Source organism: Emticicia sp. MM, assembly GCF_001649495.1.
The window spans coordinates 1-20,244 of sequence record NZ_LXHX01000108.1; the positions used below are offsets into that span (position 1 = coordinate 1).

Sequence of the window (20,244 nt, forward strand, 5' to 3'; positions counted from 1 at the left end):
GAGGCAGTAGAAGCTGCCAAAGCAAAAGCACAAGAAGTTGCTGCAGGTGCAAGCGAAAAAATTGCTGATTTGAAAGAAGATGCGGCTGAGGCAGTTGAAACAGCCAAAGCAAAAGCACAAGAAGTTGCTGCAGGTGCAAGCGAAAAAATTGCAGACTTGAAAGAAGATGCGGCCGAAGCAGTAGAAGCTGCCAAAGCAAAAGCAGAAGAGTTTGCTGCAGAAGCATCAGCTACAGTTGATAACTTGAAAGCAAAAGCTACGGAATTTATGAAAAGTGAAAACGTTGATGCTATGAAAGCAGAAGCAGCGGAAAAAATCGAAGATTTGAAAGCTGATGCTGCCGAAGCAGTAGATGCTGCGAAAGCAAAAGCTCAAGAAATTGCAGCTGAAGCAAGCGAAACAGTAGCCGAAGTTACTCAAAAAGCTAAAGGTTTTTGGAGTAAATTGTTTGGTGGTAAATAATCTGAATGATAGATACAAAAACGGTGAATCTGCTTGCAGGTTCACCGTTTTTTGTGATATAAAAATATGAAGTTTCCTACCCAGTATTTTATAGAAAATTGGAACGCTGATTATTCAGATTCTTTCAGAAACGCTGATTTTCGCAAATAAAATCCGTTTAATCAGCGTTGGCACATCTGTGTAATCAGCGTTCTATTTTTTTACAATATTATGAAAAGTCTAAGTTTTTTTACAAAATACTACTCGCTGCTGCCATTGCCACAGCAATAACAATTGCGGGCAGATAACCGTCAATCGTGAGGTCGTCGGTGAATTTGTCGATTAATTTAAGCAAAAGAGCTGTTACGAGCATACGCACAATAAAAGTAAGCATACCCAGTGTCAAAAAATTGAGCGGTACTCGAATCAAAAAACCAATGGTGGCATTCAGGATACCCAAAATCAGAGCGACCACAATAGCAAAAACATAATTTTTGATGTGAACTTTCGGCCACAAATAAGCGATTCCGAGCAAAACACCCGCATTTAGTAAAGTTTCTAAGATAAATCTCATGGTGTTTGGGTTTAATGTAAATTTTTAGGTTAACTGAATTATTTAGACTAAAAAACTATGCCAATGTAGTTTGTACAGAAATTTACTCACTTTTCCACCCTGGGCCTTTCACAAATCTCCCCGACTTTATGCCAGTATGTTGGCCGTCTTTCACGACTTGCTCACCATTAACAAACACATGAAGCATTCCTTCTGAAAGCTGATGTGGTTTCTCAAAAGTTGCTTTATCCTGAATTTTATTGGGGTCAAAAACTACAATATCTGCATAATTGCCAACGGCTAAACGCCCACGTTTCTGAATTTTGAGATTATCGCAAGGTAAAGATGTGAGTTTTCTAATGGCTTCTTGTAGTGTAATCACCTTTTCTTCACGCACATATTTGCCCAAAAGCCGAGAAAAATTGCCATAAGCTCTCGGATGATTACTGGATTTCAAAAACACCCCAGCTGGATTCATCGAGGCCGCATCTGAGCAAAAACTCATGTAGGGTAGTTGAATCTGTTTTTTTACGTTTTCTTCACTCATCAGAAAATATACAACATCTACTCGTGAGCCATCCGAAACCACTAAATCCATTGCAGTTTCGTACCAAGATTTTTTCTTGATAGTTGCTACTTCTGCCAAAGTTTTGCCAATGTATTTTCGAAGAGAATCTTGCTTAAAACCAATCAATAACGTTTTATCTGCTCCAGCAGCTAAACACAAATTTTCCCAGTCATTTTGTGGTGAACTCATTTCCCGCCCAACTTGCTCTCTGATTGTGCCAGATTTGAGCCTTCTACTCCATTGATCGAAACCACCTTCTTGTACCCACGGTGGCATGGCGGCGTCAAGTCCAGTTGCCCCAGCAATATAGTTGTACATATCAGCAGTTATATTAATACCTGCTTTTCTTGCACTATCAATTTTAGTAATCACTTTATCTATTTTGGGCCAATTGTTTTTTCCTGCGGCTTTCAAATGATAGATTTCTGCGTGAATATTTGCTTCTTTTGCAATCGTAATTAGCTCATTAACAGCTTCTTCAAGTCGATTTCCTTCACTTCTCAAATGTGAAATATATGTGCCTCCATATTCGGAAGCTACTTTCGATAACTCAATGAGTTCGTGCGTGTCAGAATAAGTTCCAGGGGTATAAATCAATGCAGAAGCCACACCCATTGCCCCTTCTTCCATGGCCAGTTTTACGTGCTTTTTCATGCGGTCAAGTTCATCGGGTTTAGGTGGACGGTTGGCGTAGCCCAATTCCATTGCTCTCACAGTTGAAGCTCCAACAAACGAAGCTACATTGGTCGAAACTCCTCGTTTTTCTAAGTAAGAAAGGTATTCTCCTAAAGTATTCCACGGAATATCGTATTTTATATTGCCTTGTGATTTTTTAGCGTCAGGCTTCATTGCATCACTGATTGGTCCCATTGAGTCACCTTCGCCCATAACTTCGAGCGTAACGCCCTGCATTATTTCCCCCATCGAACGCCCATCTTCAATCAAGCTTTCGGTACTCCAACTCAGCATATTTACAAAGCCAGGAGCAACCGCCATGCCTTTAGCATCAATTACGGTCACATCTTTGGTGTTAAATTGAAAACCAAGATTTCCCACAAATGCAATCGTATCATTTTTTATAGCAATATCGGCCAAAATGGGAGTAGTCCCGTTGCCATCAAAGATAAGACCATTCTTGATGATGAGGTCATATTTGCTTTGATTACAGGAAAATAACAGCAAAAAACTGCTAAAAAAGAGTAATTTATGGGGTTTCATGTAGGTTTCATTCAATTTGACTTAAAAATATAGAAAAACTATAAGCAATGAAATTTTTACCGAATTTAAAGCGATAATTAATTTTATGAAGTAAGGGTTAAAAATCGGTAGTATTAAATAATTCAATGCCGTATTTTAATGCCATAGGTATCATAAAAGTGCGTATGAGTTTATATTTGTAGAGATTTTTGGTATGAAAAATCAACAAATTCTGGATTTGAAATCCATCTTTTGCTAAAAAATCACGTTATTTGAATCATATCCTACAAAACCCATTTTGCCATGAAGAAGACCCTTTTGTTTTATACATTTTTTATCATAATGGACACACCACTTTTTGCACAATCATTTCTCGGAAACTGGCAAGGTCAGGTGAAAGGAAGCAATGGAAGCTTGAAAGCAGAACTCTCATTAAAATTAGCCAATACGAATCAACTTACTGGTCAAATGGTAGTTTTCTCGGGAGGAGAGACTAATACTTATCAAATTAAAGGAAATACGGCTGCAAATACGGCGTCGGGTACGCTTACTTATAATGATGGAACGGTGTTTACTTTTGTGATGCAATTACAAAATAATGCCATTCAGCAGAAAATTAGCTATAATAATCAGGTGATTTTGGAGGGAAATTTTGCAAAAATTCCTGTTGCTGTTTCGCCACAGACTACCAATGCGGCAGCAAAACCCGATGGTCTTTATCGAGACCCCAATTTGGTTGGAAAATGGACAAACCAAGAGAATTATTCATCAAATGGTGGGTTTTATGGCGGTTCAAGTACATCAATTATCTTGAATGCTGATGGAACGATTGATGATGGTGGTTCGAGTTCGTATGTGAGTGGACCGAATAGTTCGGGAAACTCATCGGGTGGTGGAAACTCAGCTATTGCTCAAGTAAAAGCAGCAGGAGCAAGGTGGTTTACAAAAGGGAATATTCTTTACTGGCGAGTAAATGTCAATGGTAAAGTGACAGACGTTCCCAACTCAAAATATTATATTGAACGAGGAGCATTACTACTTACCGATGTAAATACGGGCAAAAAAATGCTCTATTACAAAGGAAAGTAGTTTGGAATAAAGACTAAAATAATTGAATAAAGATAAAAATTGACTTGCTGATAAACAGCATTATTCATTCTCAATTATCCATTTTTAATTGTGCATCAGCACTAAATTACTTACGTTCATAAGTCAAAATCGAGATGTCGTAAGGAGTATTTTGTCCTGCCGAAAACTCTTTACGTTCGATGATGTTAAATTCACTTTCATCAAACTCAGGAAAAAAAGCGTCTCCTTCAAAAGTTTCATGAACGAGCGTGAGATAAATCTTATTAGCATAAGGAATCGAGAGTCGGAAGATTTCTTCACCACCCAACACAAAAACTTCATCATCAAATTTACATTTTTCAAAGGCAGTTTCTAAGCTATCAACCACTTCAAAACCTTCGTCTGCCACATAATCTGCTTGGCGAGTAATCACATAATTACCAACTTCTGACCAAATTCGGTGCGGGTTATCGTAGCTTTTTCGCCCCATAATCATTTTTTTTCCTTTCGTTACTTCTTTCAAATTATCCCAGTCAGCCGCAATCGGTGTCCAAGGTAAAGCATTGTTGAGTCCGATTGCTCGGTTCAAACTCATGGCAGCAATCAAAGAAATTATAGGCATATTACTATTTTTTATTTTAATTTTACAAAAATACTGCTGAAATAGCCAATGTTAATCAATACTTAACAATTTGATAACATTGGATTTTTCTTGGATTAATCAAAAATACTGACTTTTGTACCCAAATTACAAACACCAATATAATCAATTAAAATTTTAACTAAACCCCTGAAACCATGTTTGGCTTAGAAACCGACATTTTCCTCTTATTGTCATTCTGCCTTTTGGCTGCTTGTGCATTTGAATTTATCAACGGATTTCACGATACAGCCAACGCTGTTGCAACCGTAATTTATACCAACTCTCTCAAACCAACTCAGGCCGTTGTTTGGTCGGGTATTATCAACTTCATTGGGGTTGTGACTGGTGGAGTCGGAGTCGGAATGAGTATCGTAAACCTGCTTCCAGTAGAACTACTAATCGACCAAAATGTTTATCATAGTATCGCTATGGTGCTTGCTCTTTTGTTTAGTGCAATCATCTGGAATTTCGGAACTTGGTATTTTGGTATTCCAGCATCAAGTTCGCATACTTTGATTGGTGCGATTTTGGGCGTTGGTTTAGGATATGCTTTGCTTCCCGATAATAAAATGGGAATTGCAGCCGTAAACTGGGATAAAGCCAAAGAAATTTTCTCAGCACTCTTATTATCGCCGATGGTAGGTTTTGCTTTGGCAGTTTTCTTGATGTTTGCTCTTCGCAGATTATTGAGTAAACAAATCAGAAAACAAGTATTTGAAGAACCAAATAAAGACGAAGTTCCTCCATTTTGGATTCGTGCCATCTTGATTACAACTTGTACGCTCGTAAGTTTCTTCCACGGTCGCAATGATGGGCAGAAAGGTATTGGCTTAGTGATGTTAATTCTGATTGGGGTTTTGCCAACTTATTTTGCTATTAATAAAACCATTGATTTCAATACATTAAAGCCAGAATTAGCAACAATTTCGAGCCAAATCGCTCTCATTGATACAACTCACGCTTCAACTGCCGAAAAAGAAAAAATCGCAAAAGTAAAGAGTAGTATTGCTTACTTAAATAGCGTTGCCGATAGTGGCAAAGTTGAAAAAGCCAATGCTCTGGATATTCGTAAAGCTCTTTTGACGGTGAGCGGAACGACTAAGAAATTGATTGAAGATGAGGAAATTGTATTGAGCGAAAACAGTAAATTAATCCTAAAAAATCTGGCAACTAAAGAAGAAAAAGGTATCCGCCGCTTTACTGACCACGCTCCAATGTGGGTTATCTTAATGATTTCGTTATCATTGGGTCTTGGAACAATGATTGGTTGGAAACGTATCGTAGTGACAGTTGGTGAAAAAATCGGTAAATCACACCTTACTTATGCACAAGGTGCTTCGGCAGAACTCGTAGCAGCAACTACAATCGGTTTAGCTTCTTGGTTCAAACTTCCCGTAAGTACCACGCACGCTCTTTCTTCAGGTATTGCGGGTACTATGGTAGCCAGTAAAGGTATCAAAAACCTTCAAGCAGGTACAATCAAGAGCATTCTTCTCGCTTGGTTGCTTACACTACCTGTAGCAATTATTCTTTCGGCTTCGTTGTTTGTATTCTTCCGTTGGTTACTATAACCTTCCCTTAGTTTACAAACTAATTATATATCTCAAGTATGTCAAAAAAATGGCATACTTGAGAATTCCATTGCTTCATCAGTTCTATAAATTTCTAATAGACTAAGCTTTTCATTAGAAAAACAAAGGGTGTAATATGCTTATAATTAGCGTATTGTGCTAAAATCTTTCACAGCAAATCCACACTCGCTGTACCTTATAACACTATTATTTTATAATAACACCAATATAAAAGAATCAAGATGAAACTCCGTAAGACCTTAATTGGGCTGGCGATAGCTTTATGCCCAATCGTATCCAATGCTTCTATTTTTCCACTTTCTGCCAAAGACTCTACAAAGAAAGAAGTGAAAAAAAATTGGTACGATAATATCACTATCAGAGGTTATATGCAAGTTCGCTATAACCGTTTGCTCGAAACAAACTCTCAACTAAAATGTGAGCAATGCGACAGGTCAATGGGCGATGGTGGTGGTTTTTTTGTGCGTCGAATGCGTATTATTTTTAGCGGAAATCTCGGCGAAAGAGTTTATTTCTATGTTCAGCCCGACTTTGCCTCTTCGGCATCAAGCACGGGGCTTCACTTCGGGCAAATCAGAGATATGTACGTTGATGTTGCTCTTGATAAAAAGAAAGAATATCGCCTACGACTCGGACAAAGCAAAGTGCCTTACGGCTTTGAAAATATGCAATCAAGCCAAAATCGTTTACCACTCGATCGAAATGATGCCATCAATAGTGCAGTTTCTAATGAGCGAGACATGGGCGTGTTTTTCATGTATGCCCCTGCTAAAGTACGTACACTTTATGCTTCATTGGTAGCTGATGGATACAAAGGCTCGGGTGATTACGGTGTTTTTGCTTTAGGAGCATATAATGGACAAACCGCTAATCGACCAGAACTTAATAATGAAACGCACATAGTAGCACGTTTAACTTATCCATTTCAGTTGAAAAACGGGCAAATTATTGAGCCGGGTATTCAGGCATACACAGGAAAATATGTTTTACCAACCGATTTGCGTAGCACAGGAGTGACGAGTACAAGCAATTTCTCGTACCTCGACCAACGTGCGGCCGCTTCATTTGTTTTATACCCGAAACCTTTCGGCATTCAGGCCGAGTATAATATCGGAACTGGCCCAGAATTTAATAAAATAACTAAAGTTATTGAAAGTAAACCGCTCAAGGGTGGATATATTATGGCAAGCTATATGGTAAAGCAAAAACAAATTTTCATTCCTTTTGTGCGTGGACATTATTATGAAGGTGGAAAAAAACACGAATTAGACGCCCGTAGTTATCATGTAAAAGAATTGGAAGTTGGTTTAGAGTGGCAACCTAACAAAAATTTCGAGTTAGTTACGATGTACACTTTCTCAGAAAGAAGGTTTGAAGACTTAAGAACTATTGATAATTTGCAAAAAGGACGCTTGCTAAGACTGCAAGCTCAATTAAACTTCTAATTTTTTACTAATGAAGAATTTACTAAAGAAAATATACCCTTTTACAACTATTCTGCTAATGTGTTTTTTGAATAAAGCCAATGCTCAGCAGAAAGGTGCATTAATGGATGTAGATACATCTACGGTGAAAAAGCTACTTTCAACGCTCAAAAAGTATGAATATGTGGGTATTAGTGGTTATATTCAGCCTCAATACCAATTTATTCAAACCGAAGGAGCTAAGTCATTTAATGGTGGAGATTATACTGCCAATACAGATAATCGTTTCATGCTTCGCCGTGGTCGCCTTCGTTTTGATTATGCTCGTTTTGATAAAAATAATTTACCTCAATTAAATTTTGTTTTTCAGTTTGATGGAACAGAACGTGGAGTTGTAATTAGAGATTTTTGGGGGCGTTTCTATGAAAATAAATTGAATATGTTTTCGCTTACGACTGGTATGTTTGCCCGTCCGTTTGGATTTGAAGTAAATTATGGTTCTGCTGACCGTGAATCGCTTGAACGAGGTCGTATGTCACAGATACTAATGAAAGTTGAGCGTGATATGGGGGCGATGATTTCGTTAGAACCTCGCACAAAACAATCCTTTGTCAAATATATCAAATTTGATATTGGAGCGTTCAATGGTCAAGGCCTTACAGCAACGACTGATTTTGATAATCACAAAGACATTATCACCCGCTTTTCAATTAAGCCTTACAAAATTTCTCCCAAATTAATTGTCAGTGGAAGTATTTCGGGATTGTTTGGTGGCATGGAGCAATTTACAAAATATATTTACAAGATGTCAGGCAATCAATCTTTTGTAGTTGATTCTTTAGCTTCGAATATAGGAAAAATAGCACCACGGAAATACTACGGTGCTGATGTGCAGATAAAAATACCAAACCGAGTAGGGCAAACCGAATTTAGAGCCGAATATATCAGAGGAACGCAGACTGCTACCCAAAGCTCAAGCGAAACTCCAGGAATTATTCCAACGCTCAATGGAAAAAATGCTCCGTTATATATTCGTAATTTCGATGGAGCGTACTTTTATTTTTTACAACATTTAGGAAGTAAAAAGCACCAGTTTGTAGCAAAATACGATTGGTATGACCCAAATAAAAAGTTAAAAGGTTCAGAAATCGGTAAAGCATTTACGGCCGCCGATATCCGATTCAATACTTTGGGGTTAGGCTATGTAGTATATCCTAATGATAACTTGAGGGTCACGTTTTGGTACGAAATGCCCAAAAACGAAAAGACAAATTTAACTGATTACACCACCGATGTGAAAGATAATAATTTTACTTGTCGTGTGCAATATCGTTTTTGAAAAGACTAAAAACTAAAGAAGAAAATCCTGCCGAAATCTCCGTAGGATTTTTTTATATCTAAACTTATATCTTTTATAAAAATCAAAATACTTTTTCATAAATTTGTACAATATTCAGTATGCAAGCATACTATAAAGGTATTGTGTACTTTATAGTTTAGTTTGCTTATTTCAGTATGTTGCTTGAATTTACAATTCATCATTAAACATCGCACGGGCGACCCCGTCATCATTACCTAAATGGAAACCTACGGTAAAATACTTACGATTGCCAGTCCGCTATTTTTATTGTTAGTGCTTATTGAAAAAGCCTACGGTTGGTACGCCAAAAAAGACTCATTCAAGGCAATGGACATGATTTCGAGCTTGACGTCGGGTTATACTAATTCGGTGAAAGATGTTTTGGGCTTGAGTGTTTCAATCTTGACTTATGATTGGATGGTGAGCCATTGGACTCTCTATAAAGTTGAATCAACGATTTGGGTGTATATCATTGCGTTTGTTTCGCTTGATTTAACAGGCTATTTGGTGCATCGAATGGCACATTCCATCAATTTCTTTTGGAATAAGCACGCCATTCATCATAGCAGTGAAGAATTTAATTTGGCTTGTGCTCTACGCCAAAGTATTTCTTCGTTTGTAAGTTTATTTACAATTTTTTTGCTGCCAGCGGCCTTATTGGGCGTTGATACCAAAGTCATTGCTGTTGTTGCACCACTGCATTTGTTTGCTCAATTTTGGTATCATACAGTGTATATTGGCAAGATGGGAATTCTTGAAAAAATCATCGTTACGCCTTCGCACCACCGAGTGCATCATGCCATTAACCCTGAATATTTGGATAAAAATCACGGACAGATTTTTATCATTTGGGATAAACTTTTTGGTACTTTTCAAGAAGAATTGCCCAACGTTCCGCCAGTTTATGGCATTACTCGCCCCGCCAGTACTTGGAACCCTATAAAGATAAATTTTCAGCATTTGTGGTTTCTGATAAAAGATGCCTATCATACGAATAGTTTGAAAGATAAATTCAGAATTTGGTTTATGCCCACTGGCTGGCGACCAGCCGATGTAGCCGAGCGTTTTCCCGATGTAAAAATTGAAAACCCTTATGATTTTGAGAAATATGCCCCAAAAAGCTCAAAAAATATGCTCGTTTGGATATGGTTTCAGTTTTTGTTTACTTTCGGAATGATCTTTTATTTCTTCGGAAACATCGCTAAAATTGGTTCACCGAATATGTTTATTTACGGCGGTTTTATTTATTTAACTGTTTTTGCATACACCGAATTGATGGACAGAAATCCTTACGCAATCGTATGGGAATTGCTTAAAAATATCATAGGTTTTGCCTTAATATACCAAATGGGTGATTGGTTTGGTAGTAGTGTTCAATATCCGTGGACTTCAGCCGTGATGATGGCCTATTTTGTACTTTCAACCGCCGTTACGTTTTATTTTGTATGGTTTGAGATTCGAGAAGAGAAAGAAAAAATGACTTTGGCGTAAGTGTTTTATCAGATTAGCTAAGGATAAAAAGTGGCATATCTCAAAGATGTGCCACTTTTGTATTAATACCCAAATAATGTCTGATGTCCATATTCGTAGCCTTGTTTGATGATTTCTTTAACATCTTTTGTGCTGAAATCGGTTAGTTCAATATGCAATGGTTCTTTTGGTCGAATAACCGTGAGTTTGATTTTTTTTGTGAGGTGAAATGGTCCGATATTTCCATAACTTTGAGCATAATTTTCTGCCCATTCAATATCGCTATTTTCAAACTGATTGACCGTAATATCTTTTATTCGCTCAATTAAACTAAAAAAACTACGGTAATTAAAATGCTCCAACGGTCGGTTTTTGGGGTGAGTTGCCACGCAATAAATCTCGGTTGCACCATCTTCGATGGCTTTTCTGAGCGGCACAACTTCACGCAAACCTCCATCCATGTAGGCTTGGCGGTGGTCGCCGCCAATCTGAATCGCAGGCATAATAAACGGCAACGAACTACTGGCACGCAGATAATCCAAAAAATGTTGTTCAAGCGGGTCGGTGTAGTGCATTTCGCCCGTATTGATATTTACTGCCCCGACTTTTAGCTTTACAGGGCTTTTTCGCATGGTGGTTACGTTGAGATACTTTTTTAGCTTTTCGTGCAGCGGATTAGTATCAATCAAGCCATCGAATCGACTTAGAAGTGTATCAATTCCCAACGAAAACTTCGATTTCAGCACGCCAATATCCGAAGGTTGTGTAATATTTTCAAGCCAAAACTGTAATAGTTTTTTATTGACCAAATCCCAGTCGATGCTACCTTTTTCGAGATGCTGTTTGCCTGCTTCATTGACCATAAATGAACCATTCAACGCCCCCGCCGAAATCCCGTAAATCATTTCGGGCTTAAAACCTGTATCCAAAATTGCATGAATCACGCCAACTTGCCAAGCTCCTTTGAGTGAGCCACCACCTAAAACTAATGCCCTCATTATAAATAGTATTTTTTTATCACGTCAATAATACGATTAAAATAGCTAATTTTGAAAAAAAGTTTAGCAAATACAATGCTCAAAAAGTAAACCTTATTGTCTGACAGGGTGTTTATCTTTAAAATGAGCTTTTATACTCAAATATTATTGAAAACCAGTAATTATAATTGATGTAATTCAAGAAAAATTTGAACAAAACCATTAAAGTTAAGATATTTTTCTTTATTCTGCTCAATAAGTCAGAAATCAATTGTAAAATTGCATACCCAGAGCAAACAACATTTTGCTCACCTCTTCATGACGTTAGATATTAACCAAATACAAGCCCCAATCGAGAAAGATTTGGAGATTTTCGAGAAGAAATTCCGCCAGTCGATGAAGACCGACGTAATGCTCCTCGACCAAATTATGAAATACATTATTCATCGGAAAGGCAAGCAAATTCGTCCGATGTTTGTATTTTTAACCGCTGGAACTATCGGAGAAATCAACGAAGCTACTTATCGTGGAGCTGCTCTTATCGAACTTCTGCATACGGCTACCCTCGTACACGATGACGTAGTAGATGATTCAAACTACCGACGTGGATTTTTCTCAATCAAAGCACTTTGGAAAAATAAAATTGCCGTTTTGGTGGGCGATTATCTACTTTCTCGTGGTTTGCTTTTAAGCGTTGATAATGGAGATTTTGACTTGTTAAAAATTGTTTCGACCGCCGTAAAAGAACTCAGTGAAGGTGAACTTTTACAAATCGAAAAAGCCCGTAAACTCGATATTACCGAAGATGTTTATTATGAAGTGATTCGTCAAAAAACGGCTTCTTTGATTGCTTCTTGCTGTGCAGTAGGGGCGGCATCGGTTGGTGCGAATGCCGAAATTGTGGCCAAAGCAAAGCTCTTGGGTGAAAAAATAGGTATGGCGTTTCAGATAAAAGATGACCTTTTTGATTATGGCGATGCCGAAATCGGTAAACCAACGGGCATTGATATTAAAGAAAAGAAAATGACTTTGCCGCTGATTTATGCGTTGAATCATGCGTCGTGGTCTGATAAACGAAATATTATAAATTTAGTAAAAAATCATTCCGAAAACCCTAAAAAAGTAACCGAAGTGATTGATTTTGTGAAAAAATCAGGTGGAATCCAATATACTACCGAAGTTATGAAACGCTTCGTAAAAGAAGCCAACGATATCCTCTTTACCTTTCCCGACTCTGCTTTCCGTCAGTCATTACACGACTTAGTGTTATTTTCTATTGAACGTACTAAATAACTTGTAAAATCTGAATAGATCATAGGTACTGAATTATTTATATAAATGATTTATTTTGATTGTATAGTATATATCATATATCTGATTGAAATTATAGTTTCAGTATATATAAGTTTGATTGTATTAATGATATTTATGATTTGAGTCGAAATAATTTTATATATAGTATAAATTAAATATATATTATATATGAAATTAATTATATATATTGAATTAAAAATAATTATCGAAATTTCAATAAATAATGAAAATTTTAACTAAACTGGTGATAATGAGTGTTTTGATGAATACCTCAATGGCTCAAAGTGTTGAAAAAAAGATTGATAATAGCAAAATATCCAACTATTTATCGAAAATTCCATCAGGAATAAAGGTGACGATGGCAGTCGAGAATATGGAGGGGAAATCCTATTTTAAACATCGAATTGATGTGAAAGTACCATCAGCAAGTGTTATAAAAGTGCCGATTCTGATGTCATTAATGGAAAAAGTACAAGCCAATGAGCTGAGTTTATCAGAAGAACATAGCTTGACGAATGCTGAGAAAGCTGGTTGGTTGGGGGAGGGTATTTTTATGAGTGCTGCGGAAGGTGAAAAATTTACAATCAGAAAAATTGCCGAAGAGATGATTCGGACGAGTGATAATACCGCCACTAATATTCTAATTCGTAAGATTGGAATGGAAACTATCAACCAAAATCTAACAAAGTGGGGAACAACAAAAACTCGATTGAACAGAGTGATGATGGATATTGAAGCAGTAAAGCAAGGACGTGAAAATTATGTTAATGCGTTGGAAATCAATGCTTTATTACGAATGATTTATGATAGAAAAGTAGCTAATCCGATACTTTGTGACGAAATGATTGGTATGCTAAAAAATTGCGAGGACACAACTACGATTCCGAGTCAACTTCCGAAAGATTTAGCCATTGCTCATAAAACGGGTACGCTCGCTTACGTTAGGGGCGATGCTGCTATTGTTTTCACTACTCAACCTTTTGTAATCTCAATCTTTGTGGAAGGGTTTGATAAAGAAGCAACCGCCGAAAAAATAATTGGTGATTTGGCAAAGATTTGCTGGGAAAGTTTGAAATAGGTTTTACAGAATCTGCCTTTTTGAACAAAAGAATGTCGTTCGCCCACCAACTTTTGAAATACTAATTACTTCGCCACAATCGGGGCATTTTCCTATTAAATCTTGTTTTTGAATACCCCAACCTCGTGCGTGAATGAGGAAATTTTTCGGAAAATCATCGTAATTGGCTTGGTAATCAATGGCGGTTTGAATGACTAATTTGATGGCTTTGTCAATCTTAACTATTTCATTATCAGATAGTTGACTCGAAGTGCGTTCGGGGTGAATTTTTGCTTGAAACAACACATCATCGACAATCCAATTGCCGATTCCTGCGACGGTCGATTGGTCGAGTAGCACCGATTTGATGGGAGCGTTTTTCTTCTTTAAGGTTTTACTTAATTCTTCTACCGAAATTTCGAGAGCATCTTTGTTGATTTTTTTTCGTGAAAGATATTCGTCAATGTTTTCTACAATACCAATTCGTTCAAATTTTCTTGGGCATAAAAATCCGAGTTTAAAACCATTGGCAAATCGAAAAACGATGCGAGCAAAACGTGGGGTATCTTCTTCGTCCCGGAAATAGGCCAAATCGCCTGTCATGCCAAAGTGAAAATGTAGCCAATACGTTGCATCGAGTTGAGCAAATAGGTTTTTACCGATGCGTTTTGTGCCAATAAACTGCTTATTTCGTAGTTTTTCTACCAAAATATCATAATCAGTTGTGAGAAGTTTGGTATCTTGCACATACACATCAGCAATGGGTTGATACAGACTCGTTTCTTCAAAATATCGGCGGTAGGTTTCTACTTCTGGTAATTCGGGCATTGAGGTTTTGCTTTTGGTCTTTCTGATTTAACCCTTTTTTATGGCTTTTGTTTGACAAAATTTTTTGTCGAAATGAAATTATCAAATATCTTTCCTAATTTGTATCCTATTCAACCTTAAAATAAAAAATGGCAAATCTGAATACAAAATTAAACAAAACCAACACTTACGATGCCATCGTGATAGGCTCAGGCATGAGCGGTGGTTGGGCAGCCAAAGAGCTTTCGGAGAAAGGACTAAAAACTTTGGTTCTCGAAAAAGGCCGCATGGTGAATCACATAGAAGATTACCCAACTATGATGCTCGACCATTGGGAACTCGAACACCGTGGAGCATTGACCGACGAAGACCGAAAGCGTCATCATATCCAAATCAGAAGTGGTTTTGTGGGTGAATCTGCTAAGCATTTCTTTACGAATGACTTAGAAAACCCCTATCAAGAAATAAAGCCTTTCGATTGGATTCGTGGCAACCACGTAGGCGGGCGTTCGATTACGTGGGGCAAGCATACGTATCGTTGGAGCAATTATGATTTTGAAGCCAATGCCCGTGAAGGAATTGCCATCGACTGGCCGATTCGCTACAAAGATATTGCTCCGTGGTATTCGTATGTTGAGAAATTTGTAGGAGTAAGTGGCGAAAAATTGGGTTTAGACCATTTGCCCGATGGTGAGTTTTTACCGCCAATTCCGCTTAATTGTTTGGAAGACCATTTTAAGCAACAACTCAAAAATAAATTCAAAAATCGTATCGTGACGCCTGGGCGTGTGGCTCACCTAACGCAACCAACCGAAGTGCATTTGGCTTTGGGGCGTGGCAAATGTCAGAATCGAAACCGTTGTTCGAGAGGCTGTCCGTACGGAGCATACTTTAGTAGCAATGCGGCTACTTTGCCAGCAGCCAATAATACAGGGAATTTTGTAATCAGACCAAACTCAATCGTCAAAGAAATTATTTTCGATGAAGCTACGCAACGAGCAACGGGCGTAAGAGTGATTGACTCTGAAACCAACGAAGTGCATGAGTTTAAGGCAAAAATCATCTTTTCGTGTGCCTCAACATTGGCTTCGACGCAAGTATTGCTCAATTCAAAATCGAGCCGTTTTCTGAACGGAATGGGCAATGATAGTGGCGAATTAGGTCATAATCTGATGGACCACCACTATCACGTAGGTGCAATGGGCGATTTTGATGGCCTTGAAGACCAATATTACAAAGGACGAAAACCCGCAGGACTTTTTATTCCGAAATACGTGAATATTGATGAGGCATCGAAGAACCCGAATTTCTTGCGAGGTTATGATTATCAAGGTGCAGGTGCTGGCCGAGCTGGTTGGGGTAGAGGTGCTGACCAACACGCCATTGGGGCAGATTTTAAAGAATCGCTCTACAAACCTGGTGGCTGGAATATGGGTCTAATGGGTTTTGGTGAAGTTTTACCTTACCACGAAAACAAAGTGACGCTCCATGAATCAAAAGTGGATAAGTGGGGAATTCCGCAGTTGGTTTTTGATGCTGAAATTAAGGATAATGAGCTGAAAATGCGTAAGCAAATCATGGCTGATGCTGCCGAAATGCTTGAAGCATCGGGTTTTAAGAATATTCGAACTTTTGATAATGCAGGCGGTTTGGGCAATGGTGTTCACGAAATGGGAACTGCTCGGATGGGCAAAGACCCAAAAACTTCGGTTTTGAATGAAAATAACCAAATTCATGCAGTGAAAAATGTGTTCGTAACCGATGGTGCTTGTATGACTTCATCGAATTGTGTAAATCCATCAATTACGTACATGGCCTTGACCGCACGAGCAGCTGATTTTGCAGTTTCAGAATTGAATAAGAAGAATCTGTGATTTAATTAAGAATTTAGAATTAAGAATGTGAAATTTCTCAATTTCTGTTTCATCTAATCAAAGAAAACTCATCATGAATCGTAGAGAATACATAAAAAATACTGCATTGGCACTGGGTTTGGGAGTTTCGGGAGTTGCTTTCTCCGAAATCTTCATTGCTTGTGCGAAAGATGCCAAATTAAGTTGGAAACCTGTTTTCCTTTCACCCAATCAGGCAGCCACGATTGCCGAAATTGCCGAAACGATTTTGCCTAAAACCAAAACTCCTGGAGCAAAAGAGTTGGGTGTACCGCAGTTTATAGATAAAATGGTCAATGATACAATGGATACTGCTGGTAAAGAAAAGTTTACGAAAGACCTCGAAGCATTTGATGAGGCTTGTAAAGATAAATACGGCAAAAACTTCGTAGAACTCGAACCAGCTATGCGAGAAGCATATTTGCTTGAACTCGAAAAAGATAACCCTCGCTCAGGCATGAGTTTATGGGGAATCAATCTCGAACCCGATGCTCCTAAACCAACGTTTTACAAGACCGTGAAAAGTCTAACGCTTTTTGGGTTTTATACCTCCGAAAGTATTGGTAAAAACGTATTAGTCTATGACCCAGTTCCTGGGGAATACATTGCCTGTATGCCGCTTAATGGGCAGAATTCTTGGAATGAGTAAAGAATGAAAACCTCCTAAATTAAATCACTCAATTTAGGAGGTTTTTATTTCAAGGCTTCTTCAAAAGTTCTTCAATCGTATAGATTTTTCCATTGACCAAAACGTATTTTACTCGTTGCGTGTCTCGAATGTTTTCTAAAGGATTTCCTTCTACGATACTGATATTGGCTATTTTGCCTACTTCCAAACTTCCGAGGTCTTTATCTACATTGAGTGCTTTTGCAGCATTGATTGTACTGGTTTGTAGGGCTTTAAAATTACTCAGTCCACTTTCTACGTAGTTCCAAATTTCTACATGTAAACTTGTTCCATAAGGCATAATGGGCGAGTCTGTTCCGCTGGTGATATTTGCCCCATTTTCCGACAATTTCTTTAGTGTTTTGCCAGTATTACTGTATGTTGCCAACATCGGAAGTGGCTGACTTCTCATTTGTTTGGCTGTTTCGAGCATGGCCGTGCGATAGTAAGCAGGATATATTTGTTTGAATTGTGGTGTATCAAAAAGTGATGTATCCTTCGTAATCAATGTCCAAAATCCACCTGAAAGAGCCAAAGTTGGCGTAATAACCATTTTTGATTGACTGATAATCTGTATCATGTCATCGTAGCTTTTGCCAGCGGTTGTAATTTTCGGTGAATATCCTCGACGGCTCGTAGCGGCAATGTGTTCGACCGCATCCACACCATAACGTGCCGCTGGAAAAATCTCGTGCGATGACACTGACATTCCGTTTTGGTGGGCGTATTCCGTAATTTTCTTCTGCCATTCGTCGGGCATTCTTACGTAAGTTTTTATGAGGTCATACTCTAACGTTTTTGCTCGATTTAACTCTAATTTTAATTGCTCTTCCGAGCCAATAGCGGTTGCCATGTTGTAATAAATTCTTCCACCATCGGTCAATGCTCCTGTCAGAAAATGAAATGGGCCAGGACGCTTTCCGCTGTGCCACGATTCTCGTTGTTCGACTGCATCGTAGGGGTCAGAACCTGGCTCTCGTACACTCGTAATGCCATAAGATAGCCAAATTCTGCCTGTTTTTTCGCCAAATTGAGAGTCGAGGTGAGCATGAGTCTCGAATAAACCTGGCATAACGGTAAGATTTGAAGCATCAATTTTTTTGAAATTTGCAGGATATGATTCTTTGTGAGTTTGAATAGCAATTATTCGATTATTTTCAATGATTATATCAACGTTAGTCAACAATTTTTCATTTTTGCCATCAAAAAGCTTTCCTGCATGAATCACCGTTTTTTCTTGCGATTTTGTAATCGTCCAAGTCAAATCTAAAGGAATATCTTTTTTGGAAGCATCGGCAATATTTACTTGACGAAGTTTATCAGTAGCCAAATAAACGATTGATTTTGAATCGCCTGTCCAAGTTGGGGCTTCGGCCAATTCGGTAGTTAAAGCACGAGGTTGTCCCACAAATTGTCCATCGGTGTTTACATCAATCACCCACAAAAGAGCATCTTTTACATAAGCCAGTTTAGTACCATCGGGTGACCAAATCGGGCCGTTTCGGTATCTCATTGCCATTGTTTGGTGTGGAAATGGCGTAGTTGTCGAAACGGATTCGCCACTTTCGGCATTGATCAATAAAAATTTACTCACGCCTTCACGGAATTTTGAAGAATAGGCATCTAAGGCGGCCATCATAAGATATTTCCCGTTGGGAGACCAAGTTGGTTGACCAGGCAAAAACATGGGTTTATGCACTTTTTTAACAAGACCTGTTTTCAAATCCATGATATTGAGCATTGTTCCAACGCCCAGCGTATTGCGTAAACCTTGTTTCAAAAATGCGATTTTTGTGCCATCAGCCACCCATGAACCTTGATTTTCGTCTTCGTCGGTTTTGGTTAGTTGCGTAACGTTTTTGGTTGAAAGTTCTAAAGTATATAAATCCATATTCCCCGATTTATCGGCCGAAAAAAGAATTTTTGTGCCATCAGGCGACCACGTAGGGTCGGTTTCGTAATAAATATCATCGGTAAGTTTCACAGGTTTCGGATTACCGATTGTCAGTAGCCACATATCGCCCAAAGCCACAAAAACTACTTGTTTTCCATCGGGCGAAACCACTGGGCAACGAATTCCTTTGACATTTTTACTACTTTTTCCATCAAAATCATAAGTTTTTCGTTGATAAACTGGCGTGCTGACAGTCAGTTTTACTTGAAAAGGAATTTCTGAGATTTGCTCATTTTTAGTATCAGCGGCTTTTATTTTACCATCAGAAGTATAGAAAATTTTGTTGTTGGAAACCCAAGAAGCTCGGAAAGGAAAGACATCATCACCTTGTTTACTCATTTGAACGATTTTGCCCGTTGCTACTTCTACTTTCATCAAAGCAGTTTGGCTTCCGTTGGCAATTTGATAGCTTACCCAAAAGCCATCGCTACTCCAAGCAGGAGCATTCGGAACTCCTTTGCCAGTTGCTGCCAATAGTTTTTCGCTTCCATTTTCATAGATAAGATAAATTCCCGCACCTTCGCTTCGGGTCGAGGCAAAAGCTAAGGTTTTATTATCGGGCGAATAAGCTGGGGCGTAATCATGGTCTTTGTTGGTGGTGAGGGCGGTCATTTCGCCAGTGGCGAGATTTTGTTTCCAAATATCATAATTACCGTTTCGGTCTGACGAACAAAGAATGCTTTTGCCATCGGGCGATGCAAAAGGCTCTCGGTGGTCGAATGGCCCAGTTGTGTGCTGTTTTAGGTCTTTTCCTTCGCTGTTTACGCTCCAAATATGAAACGTTCCCCCTCTGTATGACTGAAATATAACTCTTTTGCCGTCAGGTGTCCAATGGGGTTGGCGGTCGTCGCCCATGCCATCGGTGAGAGCTAAAGCATTGCCACCGCTCGATGAGATTTTGTAAATCGTGCCTTGCAAATCCAGTGCGATACTTTTTCCATCGGGCGAAAGACCAATGGCCATGTTTGTGCCTTCTTTCAAAACAATCTGCTTAGAGTTTAACTTTTGGGCCAAACTATTGACTGCAAAAAACAGCATAAAGAGGGGGATGAGTTTCATTTTTAGGTAGGGTTTAGGTAAGATGGTGATAATTAAGAATCAGGTGTTGTAATAAATATAGATTATCAAGTTAAACGTATTAAAAATTAAAGCCGTAGAACGGCGTAATATTTGTAGAAAAAGTAAAATCATTTCAATTATAAGGTGCATCGCACCGAAAGCATCAGTCGCCGCAATATCTCGGTGCGATGCACCTCAAAT

Annotated in this window: 16 protein-coding genes; 10 read left to right on the forward strand and 6 right to left on the reverse strand. The window is 38.5% G+C overall.

What is annotated here, in order from left to right:
* Positions 1-462, forward strand: a 462-nt coding sequence (locus A6M55_RS17475) for a hypothetical protein (RefSeq protein WP_064198142.1), incomplete at its 5' end; no start/stop codon positions are given.
* Positions 463-691: 229 nt separating this feature from the next.
* On the opposite strand, the gene A6M55_RS13600 is transcribed toward A6M55_RS17475, so the two are convergent.
* Positions 692-1,015: a phage holin family protein gene (locus A6M55_RS13600; protein ID WP_064198143.1), complete on the reverse strand. Its 324-nt coding sequence runs from the start codon at positions 1,013-1,015 to the stop codon at positions 692-694.
* Positions 1,016-1,097: 82 nt separating this feature from the next.
* The gene (locus A6M55_RS13605) at positions 1,098-2,780 is read right to left on the reverse strand and encodes an amidohydrolase family protein (RefSeq protein WP_064198144.1); all 1,683 of its coding nucleotides are present in this window, start codon (positions 2,778-2,780) and stop codon (positions 1,098-1,100) included.
* A gap of 282 nt (positions 2,781-3,062) precedes the next feature.
* On the opposite strand from A6M55_RS13605, the gene A6M55_RS13610 reads away from it, so the two are divergent.
* The gene (locus tag A6M55_RS13610) at positions 3,063-3,848 is read left to right on the forward strand and encodes a hypothetical protein (protein ID WP_064198145.1); all 786 of its coding nucleotides are present in this window, start codon (positions 3,063-3,065) and stop codon (positions 3,846-3,848) included.
* A gap of 106 nt (positions 3,849-3,954) precedes the next feature.
* Here the strand turns inward: A6M55_RS13610 and A6M55_RS13615 are convergent, their stop codons facing one another.
* Positions 3,955-4,449, reverse strand: a complete 495-nt coding sequence (locus tag A6M55_RS13615) for a dihydrofolate reductase (protein WP_064198146.1) — start codon at positions 4,447-4,449, stop codon at positions 3,955-3,957.
* 176 nt (positions 4,450-4,625) lie between these two features.
* Here A6M55_RS13615 and A6M55_RS13620 point away from each other — a divergent pair, with 176 nt between their 5' ends.
* From A6M55_RS13620 to A6M55_RS13635, 4 genes are all read left to right on the forward strand, one after another.
* Complete coding sequence (locus tag A6M55_RS13620) at positions 4,626-6,041, forward strand: inorganic phosphate transporter (RefSeq protein ID WP_064198147.1); 1,416 nt, start codon at positions 4,626-4,628, stop codon at positions 6,039-6,041.
* Between the two features lie 242 nt (positions 6,042-6,283).
* Positions 6,284-7,507, forward strand: coding sequence for a porin (locus tag A6M55_RS13625; RefSeq protein ID WP_082893028.1), 1,224 nt, complete (start codon positions 6,284-6,286; stop codon positions 7,505-7,507).
* Between the two features lie 10 nt (positions 7,508-7,517).
* On the forward strand, positions 7,518-8,825 hold the full coding sequence (locus tag A6M55_RS13630; protein WP_229235541.1) for a porin: 1,308 nt from the start codon (positions 7,518-7,520) through the stop codon (positions 8,823-8,825).
* 240 nt (positions 8,826-9,065) lie between these two features.
* Entirely contained in the window at positions 9,066-10,337 is a 1,272-nt protein-coding gene (locus tag A6M55_RS13635) for a sterol desaturase family protein (protein WP_064198148.1), read from the forward strand.
* A gap of 62 nt (positions 10,338-10,399) precedes the next feature.
* Here A6M55_RS13635 and A6M55_RS13640 read toward each other — a convergent pair whose 3' ends face one another.
* A complete protein-coding gene (locus A6M55_RS13640) occupies positions 10,400-11,314 on the reverse strand; it encodes a patatin-like phospholipase family protein (protein WP_064198149.1) in 915 nt (304 codons plus the stop codon).
* 297 nt (positions 11,315-11,611) lie between these two features.
* Between A6M55_RS13640 and A6M55_RS13645 the strand changes: the two genes are divergently transcribed.
* Together A6M55_RS13645 and A6M55_RS13650 are read left to right on the forward strand one after the other, a co-directional pair.
* Positions 11,612-12,586: a polyprenyl synthetase family protein gene (locus A6M55_RS13645; protein ID WP_064198150.1), complete on the forward strand. Its 975-nt coding sequence runs from the start codon at positions 11,612-11,614 to the stop codon at positions 12,584-12,586.
* Positions 12,587-12,830: 244 nt separating this feature from the next.
* Positions 12,831-13,685 carry a serine hydrolase gene (locus A6M55_RS13650; RefSeq protein WP_082893029.1) on the forward strand — a complete coding sequence of 285 codons (855 nt, stop codon included), beginning with the start codon at positions 12,831-12,833 and terminating at the stop codon, positions 13,683-13,685.
* 3 nt (positions 13,686-13,688) lie between these two features.
* Here A6M55_RS13650 and A6M55_RS13655 read toward each other — a convergent pair whose 3' ends face one another.
* Positions 13,689-14,492: an Fpg/Nei family DNA glycosylase gene (locus A6M55_RS13655; RefSeq protein WP_064198151.1), complete on the reverse strand. Its 804-nt coding sequence runs from the start codon at positions 14,490-14,492 to the stop codon at positions 13,689-13,691.
* Between the two features lie 128 nt (positions 14,493-14,620).
* On the opposite strand from A6M55_RS13655, the gene A6M55_RS13660 reads away from it, so the two are divergent.
* Together A6M55_RS13660 and A6M55_RS13665 are read left to right on the forward strand one after the other, a co-directional pair.
* Complete coding sequence (locus tag A6M55_RS13660) at positions 14,621-16,345, forward strand: GMC oxidoreductase (RefSeq protein ID WP_064198152.1); 1,725 nt, start codon at positions 14,621-14,623, stop codon at positions 16,343-16,345.
* Positions 16,346-16,418: 73 nt separating this feature from the next.
* Positions 16,419-17,012 carry a gluconate 2-dehydrogenase subunit 3 family protein gene (locus A6M55_RS13665; protein WP_064198153.1) on the forward strand — a complete coding sequence of 198 codons (594 nt, stop codon included), beginning with the start codon at positions 16,419-16,421 and terminating at the stop codon, positions 17,010-17,012.
* A gap of 49 nt (positions 17,013-17,061) precedes the next feature.
* On the opposite strand, the gene A6M55_RS13670 is transcribed toward A6M55_RS13665, so the two are convergent.
* On the reverse strand, positions 17,062-20,043 hold the full coding sequence (locus tag A6M55_RS13670) for an amidohydrolase family protein (protein WP_064198154.1): 2,982 nt from the start codon (positions 20,041-20,043) through the stop codon (positions 17,062-17,064).
* Positions 20,044-20,244 lie beyond the last annotated feature (201 nt).

Excerpts from the sequence above, each read along its gene's own strand:
- A6M55_RS13640 (WP_064198149.1), bottom strand. The coding sequence starts at position 11,314 with ATGAGGGCATTAGTTTTAGGTGGTGGCTCACTCAAAGGAGCTTGGCAA.
- A6M55_RS13615 (WP_064198146.1), bottom strand. The coding sequence starts at position 4,449 with ATGCCTATAATTTCTTTGATTGCTGCCATGAGTTTGAACCGAGCAATC.
- A6M55_RS13625 (WP_082893028.1), top strand. The coding sequence starts at position 6,284 with ATGAAACTCCGTAAGACCTTAATTGGGCTGGCGATAGCTTTATGCCCA.
- A6M55_RS13605 (WP_064198144.1), bottom strand. The coding sequence starts at position 2,780 with ATGAAACCCCATAAATTACTCTTTTTTAGCAGTTTTTTGCTGTTATTT.
- A6M55_RS13670 (WP_064198154.1), bottom strand. The coding sequence starts at position 20,043 with ATGAAACTCATCCCCCTCTTTATGCTGTTTTTTGCAGTCAATAGTTTG.
- A6M55_RS13635 (WP_064198148.1), top strand. The coding sequence starts at position 9,066 with ATGGAAACCTACGGTAAAATACTTACGATTGCCAGTCCGCTATTTTTA.
- A6M55_RS13630 (WP_229235541.1), top strand. The coding sequence starts at position 7,518 with ATGAAGAATTTACTAAAGAAAATATACCCTTTTACAACTATTCTGCTA.
- A6M55_RS13645 (WP_064198150.1), top strand. The coding sequence starts at position 11,612 with ATGACGTTAGATATTAACCAAATACAAGCCCCAATCGAGAAAGATTTG.
- A6M55_RS13660 (WP_064198152.1), top strand. The coding sequence starts at position 14,621 with ATGGCAAATCTGAATACAAAATTAAACAAAACCAACACTTACGATGCC.
- A6M55_RS13650 (WP_082893029.1), top strand. The coding sequence starts at position 12,831 with ATGAAAATTTTAACTAAACTGGTGATAATGAGTGTTTTGATGAATACC.
- A6M55_RS13610 (WP_064198145.1), top strand. The coding sequence starts at position 3,063 with ATGAAGAAGACCCTTTTGTTTTATACATTTTTTATCATAATGGACACA.
- A6M55_RS13655 (WP_064198151.1), bottom strand. The coding sequence starts at position 14,492 with ATGCCCGAATTACCAGAAGTAGAAACCTACCGCCGATATTTTGAAGAA.
- A6M55_RS13620 (WP_064198147.1), top strand. The coding sequence starts at position 4,626 with ATGTTTGGCTTAGAAACCGACATTTTCCTCTTATTGTCATTCTGCCTT.
- A6M55_RS13665 (WP_064198153.1), top strand. The coding sequence starts at position 16,419 with ATGAATCGTAGAGAATACATAAAAAATACTGCATTGGCACTGGGTTTG.
- A6M55_RS13600 (WP_064198143.1), bottom strand. The coding sequence starts at position 1,015 with ATGAGATTTATCTTAGAAACTTTACTAAATGCGGGTGTTTTGCTCGGA.